The sequence below is a fragment of the Methanobrevibacter sp. genome, from assembly GCF_045586545.1.
Lineage (GTDB): Archaea > Methanobacteriota > Methanobacteria > Methanobacteriales > Methanobacteriaceae > Methanocatella.
In genome coordinates this window covers 1-22,091 of the sequence record NZ_JAZNAN010000027.1, presented here as the reverse complement: position 1 = coordinate 22,091, position 22,091 = coordinate 1, and the positions used below count along the sequence as shown (strand labels likewise).

The window sequence follows — 22,091 nt, the reverse complement described above, 5'->3', positions numbered from 1 at the left end:
GCTGTTATGGATAAGGTAGGTATTATTGGAGCGGGCAGTTTAGGAACTGCACTTGCTCAAACAATAGCTCAAAATGTGGATGAAGTATGCTTACAGTTAAGAAGGCAGGATTTGGCGGATACAATTAATGAGACTAACATTAATGATGAGTATTATCCAAACACTAAATTATTGGAAAACATCAGGGCTACAACTGATTTGAATGATTTGAAAGACTGCAAAATCATATTCCTGGCAATTCCTTCTTCTGCATTCAGAAAAACATTAGAGGATTTAAAGGATGTCATTTGCGATGAAACCGTTTTGGTAACTACCGCAAAAGGTATAGAATACCCTTCACTCAAGACAATGGGTAATCTCATTGAAGAATACTTCACAGATGATTATGTTGCACTTTCAGGACCAAATTTTGCTTCTGAAATAGTGTTGAACCTTCCGACAGTTTCCAATATAGCTTCCAAAAACAAGCGCAATGCAGAAATGGTTAAGGAAGTATTGTCAACAGACCAGTTTAAAGTTAAGATAATCGATGATGTAATCGGTCTTGAGATATGTGGAGTTATCAAAAACATCAACGCCATTGCAAATGGAATTTGTGAAGGTATGAACATCAATGAAAATGCAAGATACGGTGTTTTAACAAAAGGATACTCAGAAACCATCAAAATCATCGAAAGTATTGGTGGAAGTCCATCTACAGCAGGTGAATACTGTGGATTCGGAGATCTGGTTTTGACTTCTACCTCATTTGAAAGCAGAAACCACACATTGGGAATGCTATACGGCCAAAGGCTGATTGTTGATGAAAAGGCAAGCGGTATTGTTTTTGAAGGAAAGAATTCAATCAGGGCCACCAAGGCCATTTGCGACAATAACGGCATTGACAGCGTTATTGTAGACTTTGTTTATGATGTAATTATTAACAGGACAACCCCTAAAAGGGCATTCAGGGGATTATGGAGTAAAATTGAATAAGGTGATAAATATGATAGGTGTAATATTGGCTGCTGGAATGGGCACTAGACTGATGCCTCTTACAAAAGAGATTCCAAAGGCTTTGCTAAAGATTAATGAAACTACATTGCTTGAAAGGATGATTAAAAACTGCATTGCAGCAGACATATCCAAATTCATAGTTATTGTAGGATACAACAAGGACAAGGTCATTGACCTCTGCCCTGAAATAGCTGAAAAGTATGATATTGAAATTGAATGCATTGAAAACGTGAAATATGACGTTACCAACACTTCCGTTTCAACCTATCTTGCAAGCAAAGTTATTGAGGAAAATCCAGAAGACTTCATTCTTGTAAATGGGGATAATGTAGTGGATCCTCAAATCATCATCAATTTAGCCGAATGTGAACATACAGGAATGATTATTGACAATTTCAAGACTTTAAACGAAGAATCATTCAAATTAATCATTGACAATGAAGAGATGAATGAAAAAAATACTATTGCAAACGGCCAGATTCAGGCTATCGGAAAGGGATTGGACATACCATCTTCAAGCGGAGAATTCATCGGAGTGTCCAAAGTTGTAGCCGATGACATTGCAGATTTCAACAAGATTCTCGACAGACTGATTGGCGAGGACCCTCAAAACTACTATGATTTTGCATATGAGGATTTAAGCAAGATCAAAACCATCGATTTTGTCATGACAAACGGATTGAAATGGACAGAAATCGATGACCATACTGACTGGGAAAATGCTCAAAAGCTTGTAGAGGAGCTGGAAAACTAATCAACATTTTGGTGACACGATGGTATTTGTAAGCGTTATTATAGCATTCAATAAGGGTGAACGTTACCTGAAGGACTGTTTGGACAGTCTCTCAGAACAGAATCTGAAGGATGCAGAAATAATTATCATTTTGAATGGATGCAAGGAAGATGTGGATGAACTGTTGAATTCATATACCGACCTCAATCTTGTAGTCAAATCATATGATGAGGAATTGGGTGTTGGAAAAGCCAGAAATGAAGGTCTGGATATCGCTTCAGGTGAATATGTCTATTTCATGGACAGTGATGATTATCTCTATCAAAACGGGCTTGCAAAGCTGATAGATGTTGCCAAAGAAAATAACTATGATTTAGTCAATGGTGAAAGGGTAGCTACCTACTTCATCAGGGACAGATTTGAGGAAAACCCTACAATCATGAATGAAAAGCAGCTGCAACAGTTGGATTCCTCAGATATAGAATATTCCTTCAAGATGCTTACCGGTACAAAGACCAACAGACTGGAGATATTGTCTGTCCTGCACTCATTGATTAAAAGGGATAAGATTGGTGAAGCAAGATTCAGAGAAGATGAAAGGTATTTCGCCGACTATTATTTCATTATGGATATTTTTGATGATTTGAATTCATTCTACGGCGTTGAAAATGCGATTTACGCCAAAAGGTCAAGGGATGACCCTATCCATCTGACTTCACTTATACAGGAAGAAAAGGAATTCGAGTTTCTGATGTACTGCGATAAATATAAGGAAGTGCAGAATTGGCTGAAAAGCAAAAGCGGACAGAAATATGAGGAGTTAAGCTCCACCATGAGCTACAAATACCTGAGATACTACCTTTCACGTTACGCAATCAGGTTTTTAAGTGCAGAGGATGACATCTGGAGAAACGAATACTTTGATGTGATGAGTGACATTTCACAGGATTTCAAAACAGACCCTCTAAGAATAAATCTCAAAAAGGAAATACAGGCCCTGCAGACCAAGGACAAGGAGTCATTGGCCAAATATATCAAATTGAGGGCAAGGACAAACAAGTTCAAAAAGATGCTTTCAAAAAGATGGATGTTCAAGTCCACCGTATATACCAAATACTACAACAAGCATCCTCTTGTTGAAAACAAGATTGTCTTTGAAAGCTTTTTGGGCAAATACTACTCAGACAGTCCGAAATACTTATATGAATACCTGTACAATACATACGGCGACAAATTCGAATATGTATGGGTAATCAATGACAAAAACGTCAAGATACCAGGAAATCCTAAAAAGGTAAAAAGGTTCTCTCTGGAGTTCTATAAGGAAGTGGCAGAAGCCAAATACTGGGTCATCAACGGCAGGCAGGCTGCAAGACTCAAGAAAAGGGAAGATCAGGTCATCGTATCAACTTGGCATGGAACTCCACTTAAAAGGTTGGGCTTAGACATAGGAAATGTCCATACGATGAATCCTAAAATCAAGCAGTCCTACATAAGCGTTGGCAGGACTTGGGATTATCTGATTTCACCTAATCCGTATACAACTGAAATTCTAAAGAGCGCCTTTGCATATGAAGGCCAGATTCTTGAAACTGGATATCCTCGTAATGACATATTATACAATGCCGATGAAAATCAGATTAATCAGATTAAAAAAGACTTGAAATTACCTGAAGATAAGAAAATCATATTATATGCTCCAACATGGAGGGATGACGAATATATAGACGTCGGTAAAATCAATTTCGAGCTGAAACTGGAATTGGATAAGTTGATGGAAGCTCTGAGTGATGAATACATTGTTCTTGTTAGAACTCATTACTTCATTGCAAACAACCTTGACTTGTCAAAATACAAGGGCTTCGCATTTGACGTAAGCAGCTACAATGACATTGCCGAGCTGTATCTGATAAGCGATATTCTAATCACTGACTATTCAAGTGTGTTCTTTGACTTTGCAAACCTCAAAAGGCCAATACTCTTCTATACATATGACCTGGAGAAATATGAAAACGTCTTAAGGGGATTCTACATTGATATCCACACCGAAGTGCCTGGACCTTTGCTGAAGACCACTGAAGAGGTCATTGAAAATATTAAAAACATTGAAGAATTGAAAGAGGAATATGCTGACCGCTATGATGAGTTCTATGAAAGGTTCTGTGGAATCGAGGATGGAAACGCTTCAAAAAGAATTTCCGATATCGTCTGGTTGAAATAGGTGTAGTTGATGAATGAAGTAAAGACCAAAGTAAGAATAAACAAATATGACAATCTCAAGGGATTGGCAATATTCATGATCGTTTTGGGTCATATGGCTTTCCTAAGGAAATACGACAGCATTTCATTTATACATGATTTCGTATTCCTTTTCGATTTGCCGCTGTTCTTCTTTGTTGCAGGATACTTTTCAAAGATTGGTCCTGACGAACCGGTCAAGGCATTCAAGAGATTATTCGTACCATTTGTTATATTCCGTGTTCTATTTGAACTGTTTTCGATATTCTACTTGGGTAAACCTCCTTCAAATCAGATGTTTATTCGACCTGGATACATGCTGTGGTTTTTAATATGCCTATTTATCATGAAGATGCTTTTGCCTATATTCGACAAGTTCAGATATCCTTTAGTCACCGCATTCATATTGGCCCTTCTCATTGGATTTATCAAATGCAATATACTTGGAATTTCACGGGTATTCACATTCATGCCTATATTTTTGATAGGATTCTACTTTAAGGATTATCAGTCAAAACTGGAGACTAACTATAAGAGATTAAATGGATTGTTAAACAAAAAGAGCACAATTATTTTAATTGCAATTATTGCATTGCTGATATCCATTATTGTAGCTTATGAACTTCCTTTCAGGCATATTATCCTGAAGCATCCATATCATGATTTCTTAATTGACATAATATACAGAATCATTGTCCTGGGAATATCAACACTTAACGTATTGGTCCTGAATAAGATAATGACCAATTCAAGCAATATCTTTACAAAATTCGGCAGGGCTTCCTTGACAGTTTACCTGCTTCACGGATATATCATTATTTTAAGTAAGCTATACTTGAAACCTGTATTTGCAAATTATCCAAGAAGGTTTATAGCATTTATATTTATATTCAGCTTTATAATCACATTCATTCTCTCAAGAGACATTTTCACGAATATTTTAAACAAGCTCTTTGACGGAGCAAACAATCTGATACTGAAGAATAATTAATTTAAGTTATGGAGGTTATTATGGGTATAAAAGATAAGATTTCAAAGGCTTTCAAGAGTGAAGACCTAATCGAAAGTCAAAAGGATTGCATAAATGATTTGGACAAAAGAATTGAAAAGCTCGAAAAAAACAATGAAAACCTCAGCATTATCAAAATGAACAAGGAAATCAAGAATATTTCCAAATCCAACAAAACTACCAACAGATTATTCATTACATTATACATGGACCATGAATTGGAAAAAACAGAACTCTTTTCAAAATTCCGCCAACTGGAACTGGAATACATTAAACTAATCGACAATATCTTCAAAAAACATAACATCGACTGGATGATAGAATCAAGAAGCTTTTTGGGTGCCATTCGCCACGGGGGATTCATTCCTTGGGATGACGGAATCAAATGCGGAATGACAAGACAGGAATATAACAGGTTCCGTGAAATATTACCAAAAGAGATTGAAGAGCTGGGATTGGCAGATTCAACCAGAATCAAATATTCAAAACCTAAAGGCGAAAACATAACATCAATTTTACAGTTGTTTTATTACAATAGCTTTAAGGAAATCAGGCTGATGAGAATAGACTTCTTTCCATATGATTTTATAAAGGAATACGATGAAGAGAACTTCCAAAAGCAATATGATGATGCTAAAGAAAAATTCTTTGAAGATCTCTCCGAGCTGGATGATTACAATCAGGTTCTGGAGAATTATTATGGCAATCTGAACCTGACATATGAAAAGACACCATACATGGTCAAGGGTGTTGAAGGTACAATTGCTGAAGATGACTGTGTAGTTTTTGAAACGGACAGGATTATGCCATATAAGAATGTCAAGTTTGAAGATTTGACATTGCCTGGTCCAAAGGATTATGATTATTACTTGAAATCAGTTTACAAAAGCTATTGGATGATGCCTAAGGATTTCAAGATTCAAAACAATATGAAAGAGATTAGAGAAAGGCCAAACAATATGGAAATGTTGGATAAACATATTGGTAAATTAAGAGAAATTAACGATAAATTTGAATAGGGTGTTGTAATGGGAATTAAAGGATACGTATCAAATCTTATTTTAAGCAGAAGCGGTTCATATAAATACTATAAGGAAAAATACGAGGAACTGAACAAGCGTGTTGAAAAACTGGAAAAGCAGAACAAAAAGCCGATGGATGAGCGCGTAGCCAAACTTGAAAAGAAAATGGTAAGGATGAACAAAATCAACAATACAAATAACAGACTTTTCAACACACTTTATCTTGACCATAAGCTTGAACCGAGCCTATTGCTTTCCAAATTTCAGGAATTCTGCCTGGAATACTTGAAATTTGTAGAGAATATCTGCAACAAATATGAACTCGAATGGATGATTGAAGGAGGATCATTTTTGGGAGCAATCCGTCATGGAGGCTTCATTCCATGGGACGATGATATAGACTGCGGAATGATGAGAAAGGACTACAATAAGTTCATTGAAGTGCTGCCTCATGAAATAAAAAGCAATAATCTCGAAGACATCATGGTGATTGCATTCAAGGAACGTGACGAAATCGTGCCTGGATCCTGTTCATTCCTGCAGCTGAAGGTTTACAACACCATCAGCGAGAGGGAAAACCTTATGACAATCGACTTTTTCCCATATGACTTTTTAAAGAACTATAACGGCGAAAAGCTAGATGATATATATGAGGAGGTTAGGGTCAAATACCTCACAGACATGCTTGAAATCGATGACTTCGATGAAGTCTTGGATAGATATTACAATAACTTGAACCTTACATATGAAAAGACTCCATACTTCATTCAGGGAGTTGACGGAACAGCAGGAAAGAACAGGTCAATCAAGGTAAAGGTCTTTGACACAGATAAGATGCTGCCGTTTAAAAGGGTCAAGTTTGAAAATACCCAATTGCCGGGCCCAAAGGATTATGACTATTACCTGACATTAATCTATAAGGATTACTGGGGCATGCCAAGCAAGCTTCACTTCCACAAAAGGATGAAAAGGCTTAGAAGAAATCCGGATATCTATTATATCCTTGACGAATACATAGCAAGATTCAAGAAGGTGAATGAAAACTATTAGGTGGTATCATGTTTTATAAAATAGGAGTAATCGGTGCAGGTGCAATGGGAACTGCAATTTCACAGACTATTTCCTTAAACAATCATGAAGTGCTGATGTATGCTCGTAAAAAGGAAGTCTGCAACAATATAAATTCTATGGGTTACAATACTCATTATTATCCGAATATTTTGCTTAACAACAATATACATGCGGTCAATAGCTTAAGTGAACTTAATGATGTTGATGCCGTATTCATATGCATACCATCTTCCATCGTAAGGGAAATTGCCCGTGAACTAAAAGGTATTGTTAAGCCGGACTGCATTTTCGTAAATACTGCAAAGGGTCTTGAAAAGGATACTAACAAAAGGATGAGCGAGGTCATTGAAGAGGAAATCGGAAGACCTGTTGTAGTTCTCTCCGGTCCGAACATTGCCGCTGAAATGGCTCAGAATTACTTTACAGCCACTACAATAGCATGTGAAAATGATGATTATCTAAATGCGGTGAAGGATATCCTGGAGTCAAAAATCTTTAAGGTAAACGCCAACAATGATGTAATAGGCACTGAATTCAGCGGAATCATCAAAAACGTATTGGCCATCTCACAGGGAATATGTGAAGGAATGGAGATAAACGACAATGCAAGGTTTGCTGTTTTCACCAAAAGCTACGCAGAAACCAAGGATATTATAGAAAGATTGGGTGGAAACAGGGATACCGTTGATGACTACTGTGGGTTTGGGGATATAATTACAGCTTCAACACTCAACGTCAGCAGAAACCATACTCTTGGAGTGCTCTACGGACAGAGAATTGTCATCGATGAGAAGGCTTCAGGAGTTCTTTTTGAAGGAAAGAATACTACAAGAATCCTTAAGAAACTTTGTGATGATTTGAACTATGACTGCGATACCGTTAATTTTGTTTATGACGTTATTATCAACAAGAACAATCCTAAAATATCCTTTGAGGAATTCTGGAAAAAGTTATGATGTGATTTTATGATATATGGAGCTATTCTTGCAGGAGGAACAGGAGAAAGACTGGGTTTGGATTTGCCTAAGCAATTCCTTAAAATCAACAACAAGCCAATCCTGGTCTACACAATCGAAAGCTTTCTGAAAGTCGATGACTTTGACTTGATTATCGTTTCATCCCCTAAGGAGTATATTGATAAGACAAAGGAGATGATTGATGAGTATATAACCGAGAAAAAGGAAAAGCTGTTGGTCATTGAAGGTGGAGCAACCAGAAACGGGACAATATTGAATTCAATAGATGTAACTGATAAGAAGGATGACTCCATTATGGTAACACATGACGGCGCAAGGATATTCGTTAGCCCGGAACAGATTCAAAAAAGCATAGACTACTGCAGGGAGTATACCGCATCATGTCCTGTCATACCGTCTGTAGATGTAGTATTCGAATCAAAAGAGAAAGGAAGATTGGATAGTGTTCCCCTCAGAAAACATCTGGTTCGCGCTCAGACTCCACAGGCATTTAAAATAAATAAATTCATTGAAATCTACAACGATTTGGATGAGGATGAAATAAAGTTATTGGATGAAGCTATGGTATTGTTCCATTTAAGGGATGAATCCATATATCTCTATGAAGGCGATCCTGCCAATTTCAAGATTACTGTACCTTTTGACATTGAGGTTGCTAAAACTATTTTAGAAAAATAAATATTAATCAGTAAATATAAATTAAATATTAAGGTGTAAAAATGTATCAGAAAATTTTACTTCCTACTGATGGATCTGGTTATGCAGACCAGGAAATTGATAGAGTAACTAAATTGATAGCTGATGATGGGGAAATCATTATTCTTTCCGTTGCAGGAAAGATTACTTCAAGTGCATTCCAAAGCAGAAGCCATATTAAAAAAGTTAATGAGGGAATGGTTAATGAGGCAAAAGAATGTGTCAGAAACATGAAAGCCAAATTCCCTAAAGGTTATAATATAAAAACTGTAGTTAAAACAGGTTTTCCTGCAGAAACTATTAATGAGGTTGCCGAAAAGGAAGGTGTTGAACTGATTGTCATTTCAGCATCAGGTAAAAGCGGTCTTCACAAGTTCATCATTGGAAGCGTAGCAGAAAAGGTATTGAAGACTTCCGAGATTGACGTATTATTGGTTCACAATACTGACTAGGAGGAACAATGGACATCAGAAGAATAGCAATCATTGCGGTCATAGCCCTGATTGTCATTGGTATTGCATCCTTTGCATTCATATCAATGAATACATCTACAACTATAATTACTGTAGAGGCCAGCAATGCCACCGTTAAAAATGGGGATTATATTACTGTTCAACTTAAGGATGATTATAGAAATGAGATTCCAGACCAAGTTGTTGATTTGAAAATATTGGACGATTCAGGTTGGGCATATAAATATAACATAACCACTGATGAGTTCGGAAGAGGTTATATCCAATTGCAAGGATTTGAAAACGGTAACTATACCGCCCATGCGACATTCAACGGTACAATGTTTTTGACTCCGGCAAGGTCTTCAACAAGTTTTGAAATCAATGATGGATATTCATTTTAAGCTTTTAGCTTTTAATATCCTCTTTTTTTAACATTCATAACTAATTTTTTATTAAAATTTACTACTTTTTTTCAAAAAATTATTATCTGTTCATTTTTAAATGGTAAATCTATAATAAAAATAAATAAATATATAGAAAAATAAAAATTAAAATGTAGAATTTATTCTACAATAGTTATAACTATTTGGTGTTTTAAAATGAATAAAAAAATATGTTTTGTTTTAGCTTTAGTAGCAATATCAATCATGGTATTGGGTACTGCAAGCGCTGGTTTATTTGATTTTATGGGAGGCGATGATGCTAACCAAACCGCAAACGATGAAGACACTTTCATTGTAGGTTTTGATGCAGAATTCCCACCATACGGATATTTAGATAATGAAACTGGAGAATATGTCGGTTTCGATTTAGACTTAGCACAAGAAGTTTGTGACAGGAACAATTGGACTTTAGTAAAACAGCCTATTGACTGGGATGCAAAAGATGCAGAATTAGACTCTGGTTCAATTGATTGTATTTGGAACGGATTTACCATCAACGGAAGAGAAGATGACTACACCTGGTCTGAACCATACATCGACAACAAACAAGTAGTCGTTGTTAAAGCTGATTCCGGAATTGAATCATTAGATGATTTAGCTGGTAAAACCGTAGAAACACAAAAAGATTCTTCAGCACTCGCTGCTCTTCAAGGGGACAACAAAACCTTAGCAGACACCTTCGGACAATTAACTGAAGTAGCTGACTATAACACCGCATTCATGGACTTAGAATCCGGTGCATGTGACGCTATCGCTATCGATATTGGTGTTGCACAATACCAAGTATCAACTAAAGGTACTGACTTATTCACTATCTTAGATGATCCTATTTCCTCTGAACAATATGGTATTGGATTCAAAAAAGGTAATGATGCATTAAAAGACCAAGTACAAGAAACTTTAGATGCAATGTTTGAAGACGGAACTGTTATGAAAATCGCTGAAAACTACAGTGATGCTGGTGTTCCAGGATCTTTAATTACTAAATAGACGGATTAGTTGGAAGGGAGAATTTTTAAATGATACTAAGTAATGTTATTCCACAGTTGATTGGAGGTATGTTTACCTCAATTCAGATATTCTTGCTTACTCTCTTATTCGCTCTTCCTCTTGGTTTAGTTATTGCCGGAGGAAGAATGAGTAGTATTGCACCACTTAGATGGTTGACAAAGATTTATATCTCAATCATGAGAGGTACACCATTAATGCTGCAGTTAATTGTAGTATTCTTTGCACCTTATTATGTTTTTGGAATTAGTTTATCAGCAGATTACAGATTTGTGGCCGTTATTATTGCATTTACTATCAATTATGCTGCTTACTTTGCTGAAATCTACAGAGGAGGAATTGAAGCTATTCCAAAAGGACAATATGAGGCTGCACAGGTTTTAGGATACAGCAGACTTGAAACATTCTTTACAATCATACTTCCGCAAGTGTTTAAAATTATTCTCCCTTCAGTAACTAATGAAGTAATCACTCTGGTAAAGGATACTTCTCTTTCATTTGTAATTGCAATCCCGGAAATGTTTACAGTAGCAAAACAGATTGCTGCGGCTGATGCTTCCATTGCAGCTTTGCTTGTTGCAGGTATATTCTATTATGTATTCAACATGCTTGTTGCATTCGTAATGGAGCATTTAGAAAATAGATTAAGTTATTATGAATAGGGGAGGTATTATATGAGTTTACTTGAAATCAAAAATCTTAAAAAAAGCTTTGGAGACAATGTTGTTCTAAAGGATATTTCCCTTCATGTAGATAAGGGAGAAGTATTGTCCATCATCGGACCGTCAGGATCAGGTAAATCAACATTGCTTCGATGCATTACAAAACTAGATGAACAGGACAGTGGTGAAATCAATTTTGATGGTACATTCGGTTTGGTTTTCCAGAACTTTAACCTCTTTCCGCATCATTCAGTAATGAAAAACATTACAAATGCTCCAATGAGAGTTCAAAAACGTGACAAAACTGAAGTATTCAATCATGCTCGTGATTTGCTTAAAAAAATGGGTTTGGAAGACAAAGAAGATGCATACCCTTGTGAATTGTCCGGTGGACAACAGCAAAGGGTTTCCATTGCAAGGGCACTGGCAATGAATCCTGATATCCTATTCTTTGATGAACCTACATCAGCTCTTGACCCCGAATTGACAGGTGAGATTCTAACTGTTATCAAGCAGCTGGCTGCTGAGCACATGACAATGGTCATCGTTACTCACGAGATGAATTTTGCCCGTAACGTTTCCGATACAATTATATTCATGGATGAGGGTGTAATTGTTGAAGAGGGTTCACCTGAGGAAGTGTTTGCATCCGACAATAAGAGAATGCAGGAGTTCCTTGGAAAATTTAATGATTAGATAATCATTATTTACTTTTTTTTTAATTAATTTTATTAATTATCATTGACATAATTATATATTACAATTGAATTTTTGTGACACCATGACTGTTGGAAACTTATTAAAAGATTTGAATATAACCAAAAAGGATTTTCCATATCTATTGATTTTAATAATATTCGCTTCTTTGATTACCGCTAAGGTAATAGCCCATAATATGACCATACACATTAGGTCTGACGGCATTATATACTTGATTAATGCATTGTTCTATGCAGGATTGAATGAAAACATTCAAAACACATGGACGATGTTTCTCTCTCCGGTAATCTGCTTTTTGACTGGAATGTTATTAAAGCTTGGATTGGGCAGGGAGTCAATATTTATTGTAACTGGAATATTCGACCTGCTGGCTTACATTTCAATGTATATCCTTTTGAAATACAGGTTCAATAAATTGCTGTCAATGTTTGGAAGCGTTCTTTTCGGAAGCTTTTCATTGGTGCTGACAAACTGGGCCGACGGAACAATCGATGTTCCTGTCGTCACCGTATCCATTTGGGTCATCATATTCTTGATTCTTGCAGTCCATGAAAATCCGAAGTACTATCTGATAACTCTCCCATTGTTGACAATAGCCATTTTCACAAAATATTCCGCATTTTTCATGGTTCCGCTAGTGTTATTGTATTATTTAAGTATTAATGACTTCTTTAATGTAGTAGATTCATTCTTTAATGACAGAAGCTTGTTCAAAAAGAAAGCGAAAGAGTATCTTCAAAGTGACGAGTTCAAATGCATAGCTTTAGGTGTGATTATTGCTGTGGTTCTCTTCGCATTGTTCTGCCTATTGATTACATCCTATGGTGGTGGACTGCTCTTTACAACACAAATCTCAGACTCCATGGGAGGATTTAATCAAGGTCATTATGTAAAGGACAAGTTCTACAACGATACCGGAAACTTCTACGTATCCAACTTGACAAACATATTCTATTTCACAACTCTGGATATATTCAACGTCAACCTGTCAAGCATTATTCTTGCATTGCTTGTCGTATCGGCTGCGATTCATATTATCACATGTCTGATTAACATTGAATTTTTAAGGGAATTGCTCAGAAGCAAAAAAGGATTCCTTAACAGAAATTTCGACAAATTCCTGAAAATATTGATAATCATTTTCGCAGCAATATTCATTTATGGATATGTATTCAATCATATATTGGCAAATATTGCGTTATTGACAATAATGGTAATCATACTTTCATTTTTAGATAAATTGGACATAAGCAAGAAGTTTTATTCAATGAACTTTTTGATGCTCGCATGGTTTTTGGTTTACCTGATATTCTACAGTAAAATCAACATTAAGATGGGACGTTATCTGATTTCCACACTTCCAGCTGTTGTCTACTTTATATTATGGGCTGTTGAAGCAATATTCGCTACAGTTCAAAACGGTTTTAATTATGGTGAATCATTTAAAAAATACCTAGTCATAAATCCAAATTTCAAGTTTTCAGATACAAGCAAAGGAACAATCCTAAAGATTATCCTCATAATCTCAATTGCACTTCTGATGGTCTATTCATTTTCATATGAAACAGAAGAAACCTTTACAATACATACCAACGATGAGCTTGATGAATTGTGCAATTATCTTATGGTTCATGACCCTGATTATGGATCCAAAACCATTGCATCTTACAATAGCTACTGTTCTAGATACTGTGAATGGTGTCTTCACAAAGACGTTATTCTAAACAAGACATTGGATAGGGTTCCAACCGAAGACTACATTATCTCAATGCATCCGGAAAAATATCCGAACTACAGGCTTGTATATAAGACAGATACAGTCTATCTTTATGGAAAAGTATGATATACTATTAGACATATATCTTAAAGCATGACTGCAAAAGTTTCTGTTATCCTTCCGGTTTTCAATGGTGAAAGATATATCAGGAAAGCTGTTGAAAGCGTATTGAATCAAACTTTAACTGATTTTGAATTGATAATTGTCAATGACGGCTCAACAGACAATACCCTAAACATCATTAATGAATTTGAAGATTCAAGAATAGTATTGGTTTCACAGGAAAATCTCGGTCCTGGAGCTGCAAGAAACAGAGCGCTTGAAAAGGCAACCGGGGAATATGTGATGTATCTGGATGCCGATGACTGGTTCAGCCCTGATGCATTTGAAATTGCATATGCAGAAGCTAAAGAAAAGGATACTGATTTTACATTTTATCAGATGATCAACTATGATGATGTAAGCGGCAAAACATATCCAAATGACTGGTTTGAGCTTAAAAACTTTGATGAAAGCTTTGAGGATAGGGTTTTCTCACCTGATGAAATTAAGGGATCCATATTCGACCTTTCTGTTGGTGTTTGCCAGAAAATATATAAAATATCATTTTTAAGGGAGATTGATGCAAAGTTTCCCGAAGGGATATTCTTTGAGGACATGCCCTTCTTTTACTATGTCCTGTTAAAGTCCGAAAGGATTTCAATAATCAAGAGGCATCTCTACTTCAGAAGAAAGCATGACGAATCGATTACCCATGTCGTTGACGGCAAGTTCCTCGATACCGTTCCGGCCGGACAGGAACTTATTAGAATATTCATTGAAAATGGATGGTATCATACATATATCTATGATTTGCTTGCCTACAAAATCAATGGGCCTCGTTTTGCTTTAAGAGACATTGAAGAAAAATACAAAGTTGACATGTATCTATTAATTAAAAATGACTATGATGCAATTAAACAAAGTCAATATTATCAGGACTATCTTGATAATTTGGGGCCCGTGAAGAAAAAGTTCTTTTTGGACATAATTGCATCTGAAAACTATGAGGATTTCACCAGATTGAACCAGCAGAATTCAGGACCTGCATAGATGCTGATTACAATTGATGTCAAGCTTATCACAATAAATACGATAAACACGCTGAATGGTGTAAACACTAAGAACAATATAAAAAGAATAGCTTCAATCAGATAAAACGCTTTTCTGCTTTTAAATCTATATGCCAATATGCCCAGAACAACAGGAGTGGCTATTATTGCCAATATATATAAAATGCAGTCAGTCAACGGAGTGATGTTGGCAAGGGAATAACCGAATAGAATTGCAAATAGATAGAACTCCAGAACTGTCAGGAAAAATCCCTGAACTCCTCCGGCAACCGCCTGAGCCATGCTGTGCTTTTCAAGGGTTACCCTGGACCATATCAAAATAGGATATAGTACTGCAAACAATGCGCCGTTAGGACCTAAAAGCAATATCAGCGCACCGACAGGTCCGCTCAATCCGGTCGTATGAACACTTATTTTCCATTTTGTTGTAATCAAAAGTACAACGCCGGTATTGATAGAATAGCATAAAAGCAATATTGTCAGGAACATGTCAGCATGCAAGATTAAAGATACCAGAACGCCAATGAAATAGGAAACTATACCAACAATAAGGGGTGTGAAACGGTCCTGGCGGTTTGAAATGTCCTTGTCCGTATTAAGCCTTTTTGCCCAGAATATGATGATTGCCATAGGAAGAATTGATGCGAAAACTAGGGAAATCAATTCTAGAGTAATGAATTTTGATAAATTAAAAATGCCGTTTTCAAAGGATAAAACTATACAAATCAATAAAAAAAGGGGTATAGTAATTATTGGCGGATTAGTAAATGTTGAAATAACATCGGCTATTTTTAATTTGTTCATGTAGTTATTTATGGATTATGAAATTAATAAGCATTATGAAATAATATAAATATTGTGTTTAACATATTATAATTCAACTATTATATTTAAGGTGTTAATTCAAATGATTTGTCCTGAATGTAAAAGTGAGAATAGTGATTCTGCAAAGTTCTGTAAAAAATGCGGAAAACCACTGAAAAAGACAATTAATCATGAAAGCATGATTAATGAAATGAGTAAGGAATCAAGTACTGATACAACTAAAATAATTATTGTTGCATTGATTATTGTAGCTGTTGTTCTTGCCGGTGCATTCATTTATCTGTTTGGATTTTCAAATGATGAAACCGCACAGGACTCCCAGGCACAATCAGCCAGCAACAGCAATCCGGTATCAACTGTAAATCAGCCTACACAGAGCTCTTCCGAGTCTGCCTCTCCGACTCCTACAACAACAGCCATGAGGATATTGGGTGGAAGCTTTTCGACCGGTAGCGGCCTATCGGACAAGACATATGCGTCCATATATGTAGGTAAGGAGCACTCTGGTGAAAAGGTAAAAATCCAAATCTACTATTCAAGGGATGGATCTAGCCTGAACAATGGTAACATGGTACCAAAAACAGTTGATTCATCAGGTTATATCGAAGTGGCCAGCGCTGATTCATATAAGTATTTCCCTGATTTCGCAACAATCAATCTTTATGACAATTCCGGAAATCTGCTTGATACCAAATCCGTAAGCTTAAGCCCTTCAAGTGGTACTCAATCATTCTAGTTGAGTACTCACAATTTATTTTTTTTTAATCGATAACTGTTGCCATTGCAATAGTTGTCAATGCAACATTTATATATGATGACATCATAATAATAGTCTATGAAATCATTAGTAGCTTATTATTCAAGAACAAACATTACAAAAAAGCTGGCTGAAAGGATTGCCAGTGAAACTGACTCTGATATAGAAGAAATCAAACCTAAAGTAAACTATCAAGGAAAAATCGGTTATGCCCGTGGTGGAAAAGACGCAATTTCTGAAAAAATCATAGATTTGGAGGAATTGAAATACGACCCTGCCGAATATGATATAGTATATATAGGAACACCAGTATGGGCGGGAAAATCATCAAGTCCTGTATTTTCATATCTAAAGCAGAATGAAGGAAAATTCAACAACGTCAAATTCTTCACAACCTTTGGAGGAAGAGGTTTTGAAAGCACCTTTGAACAGATGGAAGCAAATTCCAAAAAGCCTCTTAAAACATTAGCCCTAAAGACCAAAGAAGTCAAAAATGACGAATTCAATTTGGATAGCTTCATAGATTAGCATGTCACTGGATGAACTGAAGGAAGTGGATGCATCAACAATCCCAGTTGGAAAGCTGCTGTATATGATTGGAAAGGGATACCACACCTATATCAATCACCATATTACTGAGTATGGAATCAATACCACACAGCTTCATTTCCTCTTTGAGATATCCCACAAGTCAGATTTGAATCAGGAAGAGATTGCCACAAGATGCAACATCAACAAGGGTGCAGTTGCTAGATCAATCAAAAAGCTTGAAGACAAGGGACTGGTCGTAAGGCAAATCGATGAAAACAACAGAAGGCAAAACAAGATTTCATTGACTGAAGAGGGGGAGGAAATCCTTAAAAAGACAGTGAATATACTTCAGCAATGGGAAGATGAAGTTATTTTGGATAAGGGATATATTGAAAGGGAACTTCTGCAGAAGGTTTTAAAGGAAATAGCAATAAAAACAATCGAACTGAACAAAGAGGAGTGCAAAAATGGCTAAAAAAAGCAAGAACATCGAGATGATTACTGGTGATCCTAAAAAGGCAATTGTCAAACTTGCCCTTCCGATGATGCTTTCCATGCTTTTGATAATGCTATATAACCTTGCAGACAGTATTTGGGTTGCAGGCCTTGGTGCAGATGCCCTGGCTGCAATCGGATTCATCACACCATTATTCATGGTACTGATTGGGCTAGGTAATGGTATCGGTGCAGGTGCAAACTCACTCATTGCAAGAAATATCGGTGCAGGCAACTACAAGGAGGCCAACAATTCAGGTCTTCACGGTATTCTCCTATCTGTAATCATATCAGTGATTTTTACCATTTTGATTGAAGGATTCATGGTTCCCATATTGGAATTTATGGGTGCCGGAAACACAATCCAGTATGCAATGGACTACAGCTACATTATATTCGGATTCCTGTTCATATTCGTATATTCAGGAGTTGCTTCAGCAATATTCAGGTCAGAAGGTGACATGAGGCGTGCAACCATTGCAATAGCTGTTACAGCAATCTTGAATATCATTTTGGATCCGATATTCATATATGTATTGGACTTAGGAATTTCAGGTGCCGCTTGGGCAACAGTAATATCAGCATCAATGTCCTGTATAGTAATGAGCTATTGGATATGGGGCAAAAAGGACCTGTACCTTGACTTGTCTCCAAAAAACTTCAGCTATTCAAACCAGATTATGCTGGATACACTGCAGGTTGCAATACCATCAACACTTGAAAATGTAGTATTTTCAGCACTGGCAATCATTATCAACTCAATGCTAGTTATTGCAGCAGGAACAACCGCAGTGGCAGTCTATACTGCATCAATGAGAATCGTACAATTGACCATGATTCCACTGCTTGGTCTTGGAACAGCAGTTCTTACCGTTGCAGGAGTAGCTTATGGTGCCCATAATCATGTGAACCTGAAAACTGCACATTCCTATTCAATCAAATTGGGATTTGCAATTTCAATACTCCTTGGTGCAATCATGTTCATATTCTCCAAACAGATTGCAACAGTATTCTCATATACCGCAGCCAGCGCAAGCCTGTCAGGCGATATAGCTACAGCATTGTCAATACTGACTTTGTTTGTGATTGCCGTTCCTCACGGAATGATGTCCTCCATGATGTTTCAGGGAGTAGGAAAGGGAGTATATTCCCTATTGATTACACTTCTAAGGTCATTGATTCTGGAAACAGTATTCGCATATCTGTTCTGCTTTGTCTTCGGATGGGGATTAATCGGAATCTATGCAGGAATAGTATTTGGCTGCTTTGTCGGAGGAACAGTTGGATACCTATGGGCCAAACTCTTCATCAAAAGATTTAGGGAAATTTCAATCAGAAAATATGCTCCGCAAAAAGACTAGTTTTTACAACTAGTTTTTTATACTTTTTTTAACTATTATTATACATGGAATTCATTCTAAACAATAAGCGATATTCAATAATCAACCATGAATTGTACATTGATTATCTAATTGTTGACAGTTATTTTAGAGACAAGAGATCCAAATATGATTATGATATCCGCTTTGAGTTTATAACACCTCTATTGGAGAAGGAAAAAGTCGAATTTGAAGATATTCTCGAAGGGACAAAGCTTTTAGAAGATCTGATTGAAAAGGAAGAAATTAATTTTATCCCATATGGAGTGAGAATCGACGAACATCTTAATGGAAATTTCAAGATTACCTATCAGGATTTGGAATTTAATAATATAAGAGTGGGAGAAGCCATTCCCCTTTTAATCGCACTGACTTCCCTTTTAAACTACAATCCTATTGTAACATTGACTCAAATTGAAGAGGAACTGAACTATTTTTTAGAGAAGTATCGAAACTATGCAGAAAGGTGATTAGGGGTTGAGGCTTGCAGGTGGATTGATAAAGCATGTGCTTGTCTTTTTCCAATAGCAGTTGTTGCAGGTTTTGCATTTGCTCTCGCCGTTTCCTTCGATCTGCCAATCAACCAGAAATCCAGGGTCATATACGAATGGCCTTTGCATTGAAATGAATTCAATATCAGTCTTTTTTAATATTTCATTTATCTGATTTTGGCTGCTGTATCCTCCACCTAAGATGACTGGAATGGATACATTTTTGATTATTTTTCCAGCTGCATCAATCAATGGATTTTCATCCTTGTTTTCACGTGTGAAAAACTGAGGGGAGCGTGTACGGGTAATCTGAAGAGAGTCAACACCATATTTTTCAAGCAGTTTGGATATCTCTATTGTCTCATCGAGTGTCATTCCGTTAGTGGTTCCATCAAATGCATTTAATCTGCAGTTAATATGGAGGTTTGTGTTTTCTTTGATTACTTTAATCATTTCTAAAACTATTCTTAAGCGATTGAGGGTATTTCCACCATATTTGTCTGTGCGTGTGTTAAAGTTCGGATTGATGAATCTTGATAAGAAGTAGTAGTTTCCAAGTGCAATCTGAATGCCGTCAAAGCCAGCATAATCGAATTTTTGAGCTGCAATAATCATGTCTGTCTGGATTTTTCTGATGTCATCAATAGAGACCTCATCAACTTTAATGTTCTGTTCCGCTTTCTTATTGAACTGAACAAAGCCTAATTGGGCAAAAATAGGAACTCCATATATATGGACCAGATCAGTCAAATCCTTTGCTTCACGCACGAATTGCCTGAAATGTGGAGTATGGGTCCATTTGGAAAAGACATCTCTCGGATAGAGTGAAAATATTTCAGTAATAATCAATCCAACGCCGCTGGCGGCAATGTTTTCATATCTATTATAAATTTCCGGTGTGAAATTACCTGATTTTTCCCTTTCGGATTCCCAAAGGCCTGTCCTAATGATTCGGCTAGGGAGCTTCAAATCGCCAAATCTGCAATATTCAAAAATCTCTTTCATGATAATAGTTGAATTAAATTAGTATAAAAAGCTATTGTAACATTTAGGTTACTTAAAAAAAATAAAAAATAGTAGGAAAAATAATTTTTTCCTAATTAACTTCTTAGATTAATAGTACGATACTTAAAATTAAAGCTAATAATAATCCTAAAATACCATAATCTCCATTGGATTGGGTATTTATAACATTATTGTTTGTATTAGTATCTACACTAGTGTTTTGATCATCATTGCTTTCGAATGATAAATCAATACTTTTGGAAACTGAGTTTGAAACAGAATAATCAACATATGGACTATCTAAAGAAGCGCTGGTTTTAGCAATAGGCATTAAGAAATCTAAAGCACAACCGAAAGAGGTATCATTATAGAATTCAGTTTCATTGTCCTCATATTCATTTGACTCGTCATCAGCATAATCATCTGGTGAATATGAACCTGCAGAAGCTGCATAATATTTATTTGCTGCTAATGAAGTGGTTTTGTAAAAGTATATTACTTTGCCTTTTACTCTTTCAGTCATATTTCCTAAAGTTTCATAATCAAAATCGCTTTCACCATCATAATAATAGTCAGTCCATCCATCATAGCCGTAGTATTCATCGTCGTCCCAGTCATACCAGTAATCGTCCCAGTCTTCGTCATCTAGGTAGTCATCGTCGTCGTAGTCTTCCCAGTCTTCGTCATCTAGGTAATCTTCGTCGTCGTAGTCTTCCCAGTCTTCATCATCCAGGTCGTCTTCGTCATCCGTATCGGCTATCTCATAGTCTGAATCATCTGAGTCATCAATTGCGTCATCGTCAACATCGATTCCAATATCATCATCGAAATCAATATCTTCAATGTCGCTTGAAGCAAATGCAACACTAGTAGTTGCCATAAGAAGTGCAAAAAGAACAAATATTGTCAGTATTCTTTTTGTATTCATTTATATCACCTCAAGTAATATATTATTACATTAAAAATTCTGTTTTGCTTACTATATAAATATATACTATATTTTACATTTTTTTAATTTTTTTTGATATAAATTTAAATAATATTGCTTACAAAAGTTTAGTTAATGTCTTTTAACTTAATTTCTATTTCATTAATTGCAGTAGCTCTAGCTATGGATGCTTTTAGTGTATCAATGACAAAGGGTTTTACGCAAAAAAACATAACAAAACCACAGATTTTGTATTACGGATTATTTTTCGGTGGTTTTCAGGCATTGATGCCAATCTTAGGATACTTCTGTGGAAGTGCTATAGCATCAATCGTCGAGACCTTGGCGTCTGTAATCGGTTTTGTCTTGCTTCTGCTCATTGGAATCAACATGATTCGTGAAAGTTTAACTTCAGGTGATGAGGAAGTCAGTGATGAATTCTCATTCAAGGAAGTTACTTTGCTTGCTATTGCTACAAGCATAGATGCATTTGCAGTTGGAATTGCAATTGCCCTTTTAAAAGATCCAATATTGATTTCAGCAGCAATCATTGGAATAGTTGCTTTCATATTTAGTATTGTGGGCATTTTCATTGGCAAAAAGCTTGGAGATTATGTTGGAGACAAGTTCCAGATTCTTGGTGGAGTGATTTTGATATTGATCGGTATAAAAATTCTTCTTGGATTTTAATTAATTTTTTAATTTCTTTCAAAAAATGCCTATCTTAACTACTACATATAGGAAGTCGGATCGTAGCCATG

The 22,091-nt window shown here is 36.1% G+C and carries 24 protein-coding genes; 21 read left to right on the top strand and 3 right to left on the bottom strand.

The features are described 5' to 3' along the window. The first annotated feature begins 6 nt into the window (after positions 1-6). The 15 genes from ACKI3D_RS02465 (at position 7) to ACKI3D_RS02395 (ending at position 14,899) form a co-directional block, all read left to right on the top strand. Positions 7-975 carry an NAD(P)H-dependent glycerol-3-phosphate dehydrogenase gene (locus ACKI3D_RS02465; protein ID WP_407392027.1) on the top strand — a complete coding sequence of 323 codons (969 nt, stop codon included), beginning with the start codon at positions 7-9 and terminating at the stop codon, positions 973-975. A gap of 10 nt (positions 976-985) precedes the next feature. Next, positions 986-1,750, top strand: coding sequence for a sugar phosphate nucleotidyltransferase (locus tag ACKI3D_RS02460; RefSeq protein WP_407392025.1), 765 nt, complete (start codon positions 986-988; stop codon positions 1,748-1,750). A gap of 19 nt (positions 1,751-1,769) precedes the next feature. Beyond that, entirely contained in the window at positions 1,770-3,950 is a 2,181-nt protein-coding gene (locus ACKI3D_RS02455; protein WP_407392023.1) for a CDP-glycerol glycerophosphotransferase family protein, read from the top strand. A 9-nt stretch (positions 3,951-3,959) separates the two neighbouring features. Continuing rightward, positions 3,960-4,958 carry an acyltransferase family protein gene (locus ACKI3D_RS02450; protein ID WP_407392021.1) on the top strand — a complete coding sequence of 333 codons (999 nt, stop codon included), beginning with the start codon at positions 3,960-3,962 and terminating at the stop codon, positions 4,956-4,958. 20 nt (positions 4,959-4,978) lie between these two features. Further along, positions 4,979-5,995, top strand: coding sequence for a LicD family protein (locus tag ACKI3D_RS02445; protein WP_407392019.1), 1,017 nt, complete (start codon positions 4,979-4,981; stop codon positions 5,993-5,995). Between the two features lie 9 nt (positions 5,996-6,004). Then, entirely contained in the window at positions 6,005-7,048 is a 1,044-nt protein-coding gene (locus tag ACKI3D_RS02440) for a phosphorylcholine transferase LicD (RefSeq protein WP_407392017.1), read from the top strand. Between the two features lie 8 nt (positions 7,049-7,056). Next, a complete protein-coding gene (locus ACKI3D_RS02435) occupies positions 7,057-8,025 on the top strand; it encodes an NAD(P)H-dependent glycerol-3-phosphate dehydrogenase (protein WP_407392015.1) in 969 nt (322 codons plus the stop codon). Between the two features lie 9 nt (positions 8,026-8,034). Beyond that, positions 8,035-8,724: an IspD/TarI family cytidylyltransferase gene (locus ACKI3D_RS02430; protein ID WP_407392013.1), complete on the top strand. Its 690-nt coding sequence runs from the start codon at positions 8,035-8,037 to the stop codon at positions 8,722-8,724. Between the two features lie 41 nt (positions 8,725-8,765). Then, positions 8,766-9,194: a universal stress protein gene (locus ACKI3D_RS02425; protein ID WP_407392011.1), complete on the top strand. Its 429-nt coding sequence runs from the start codon at positions 8,766-8,768 to the stop codon at positions 9,192-9,194. A gap of 8 nt (positions 9,195-9,202) precedes the next feature. Then, positions 9,203-9,598 carry a hypothetical protein gene (locus tag ACKI3D_RS02420; protein WP_407392009.1) on the top strand — a complete coding sequence of 132 codons (396 nt, stop codon included), beginning with the start codon at positions 9,203-9,205 and terminating at the stop codon, positions 9,596-9,598. 198 nt (positions 9,599-9,796) lie between these two features. Then, on the top strand, positions 9,797-10,630 hold the full coding sequence (locus ACKI3D_RS02415) for an amino acid ABC transporter substrate-binding protein (RefSeq protein ID WP_407392007.1): 834 nt from the start codon (positions 9,797-9,799) through the stop codon (positions 10,628-10,630). Between the two features lie 29 nt (positions 10,631-10,659). Further along, positions 10,660-11,310: an amino acid ABC transporter permease gene (locus ACKI3D_RS02410; protein ID WP_407392005.1), complete on the top strand. Its 651-nt coding sequence runs from the start codon at positions 10,660-10,662 to the stop codon at positions 11,308-11,310. 12 nt (positions 11,311-11,322) lie between these two features. Continuing rightward, complete coding sequence (locus tag ACKI3D_RS02405; RefSeq protein WP_407392003.1) at positions 11,323-12,006, top strand: amino acid ABC transporter ATP-binding protein; 684 nt, start codon at positions 11,323-11,325, stop codon at positions 12,004-12,006. Between the two features lie 85 nt (positions 12,007-12,091). Continuing rightward, positions 12,092-13,873, top strand: coding sequence for a glycosyltransferase family 39 protein (locus ACKI3D_RS02400; RefSeq protein ID WP_407392001.1), 1,782 nt, complete (start codon positions 12,092-12,094; stop codon positions 13,871-13,873). Positions 13,874-13,900: 27 nt separating this feature from the next. Then, positions 13,901-14,899: a glycosyltransferase family 2 protein gene (locus tag ACKI3D_RS02395; protein ID WP_407391999.1), complete on the top strand. Its 999-nt coding sequence runs from the start codon at positions 13,901-13,903 to the stop codon at positions 14,897-14,899. On the opposite strand, the gene ACKI3D_RS02390 is transcribed toward ACKI3D_RS02395, so the two are convergent. Next, positions 14,851-15,723: a hypothetical protein gene (locus ACKI3D_RS02390; RefSeq protein ID WP_407391997.1), complete on the bottom strand. Its 873-nt coding sequence runs from the start codon at positions 15,721-15,723 to the stop codon at positions 14,851-14,853. The genes ACKI3D_RS02395 and ACKI3D_RS02390 overlap by 49 nt on opposite strands. Positions 15,724-15,826: 103 nt before the next feature. On the opposite strand from ACKI3D_RS02390, the gene ACKI3D_RS02385 reads away from it, so the two are divergent. The 5 genes from ACKI3D_RS02385 to ACKI3D_RS02365 all read left to right on the top strand — a co-directional run bounded on the left by ACKI3D_RS02385 (position 15,827) and on the right by ACKI3D_RS02365 (position 19,376). Then, positions 15,827-16,480, top strand: coding sequence for a zinc ribbon domain-containing protein (locus ACKI3D_RS02385; RefSeq protein WP_407391995.1), 654 nt, complete (start codon positions 15,827-15,829; stop codon positions 16,478-16,480). A 99-nt stretch (positions 16,481-16,579) separates the two neighbouring features. Continuing rightward, positions 16,580-17,029, top strand: coding sequence for a flavodoxin family protein (locus ACKI3D_RS02380; RefSeq protein ID WP_407391993.1), 450 nt, complete (start codon positions 16,580-16,582; stop codon positions 17,027-17,029). A 1-nt stretch (position 17,030) separates the two neighbouring features. After that, positions 17,031-17,507, top strand: a complete 477-nt coding sequence (locus ACKI3D_RS02375) for a MarR family winged helix-turn-helix transcriptional regulator (RefSeq protein WP_407391991.1) — start codon at positions 17,031-17,033, stop codon at positions 17,505-17,507. After that, positions 17,500-18,888 (top strand): MATE family efflux transporter, encoded by a 1,389-nt coding sequence (locus tag ACKI3D_RS02370; RefSeq protein ID WP_407391989.1) that lies wholly within the window; start codon positions 17,500-17,502, stop codon positions 18,886-18,888. The genes ACKI3D_RS02375 and ACKI3D_RS02370 overlap by 8 nt, the downstream gene beginning before the upstream one ends. A 44-nt stretch (positions 18,889-18,932) precedes the next feature. Then, a complete protein-coding gene (locus tag ACKI3D_RS02365) occupies positions 18,933-19,376 on the top strand; it encodes a hypothetical protein (protein WP_407391987.1) in 444 nt (147 codons plus the stop codon). On the opposite strand, the gene ACKI3D_RS02360 is transcribed toward ACKI3D_RS02365, so the two are convergent. Both ACKI3D_RS02360 and ACKI3D_RS02355 read right to left on the bottom strand, forming a co-directional pair. After that, on the bottom strand, positions 19,377-20,402 hold the full coding sequence (locus tag ACKI3D_RS02360) for an NADH-dependent flavin oxidoreductase (protein ID WP_407391986.1): 1,026 nt from the start codon (positions 20,400-20,402) through the stop codon (positions 19,377-19,379). A gap of 103 nt (positions 20,403-20,505) precedes the next feature. Further along, positions 20,506-21,330 carry a hypothetical protein gene (locus ACKI3D_RS02355; protein ID WP_407391984.1) on the bottom strand — a complete coding sequence of 275 codons (825 nt, stop codon included), beginning with the start codon at positions 21,328-21,330 and terminating at the stop codon, positions 20,506-20,508. Positions 21,331-21,465: 135 nt separating this feature from the next. Here ACKI3D_RS02355 and ACKI3D_RS02350 point away from each other — a divergent pair, with 135 nt between their 5' ends. Further along, the gene (locus tag ACKI3D_RS02350; protein WP_407391982.1) at positions 21,466-22,020 is read left to right on the top strand and encodes a manganese efflux pump MntP family protein; all 555 of its coding nucleotides are present in this window, start codon (positions 21,466-21,468) and stop codon (positions 22,018-22,020) included. The last annotated feature ends 71 nt before the right edge of the window (positions 22,021-22,091 follow it).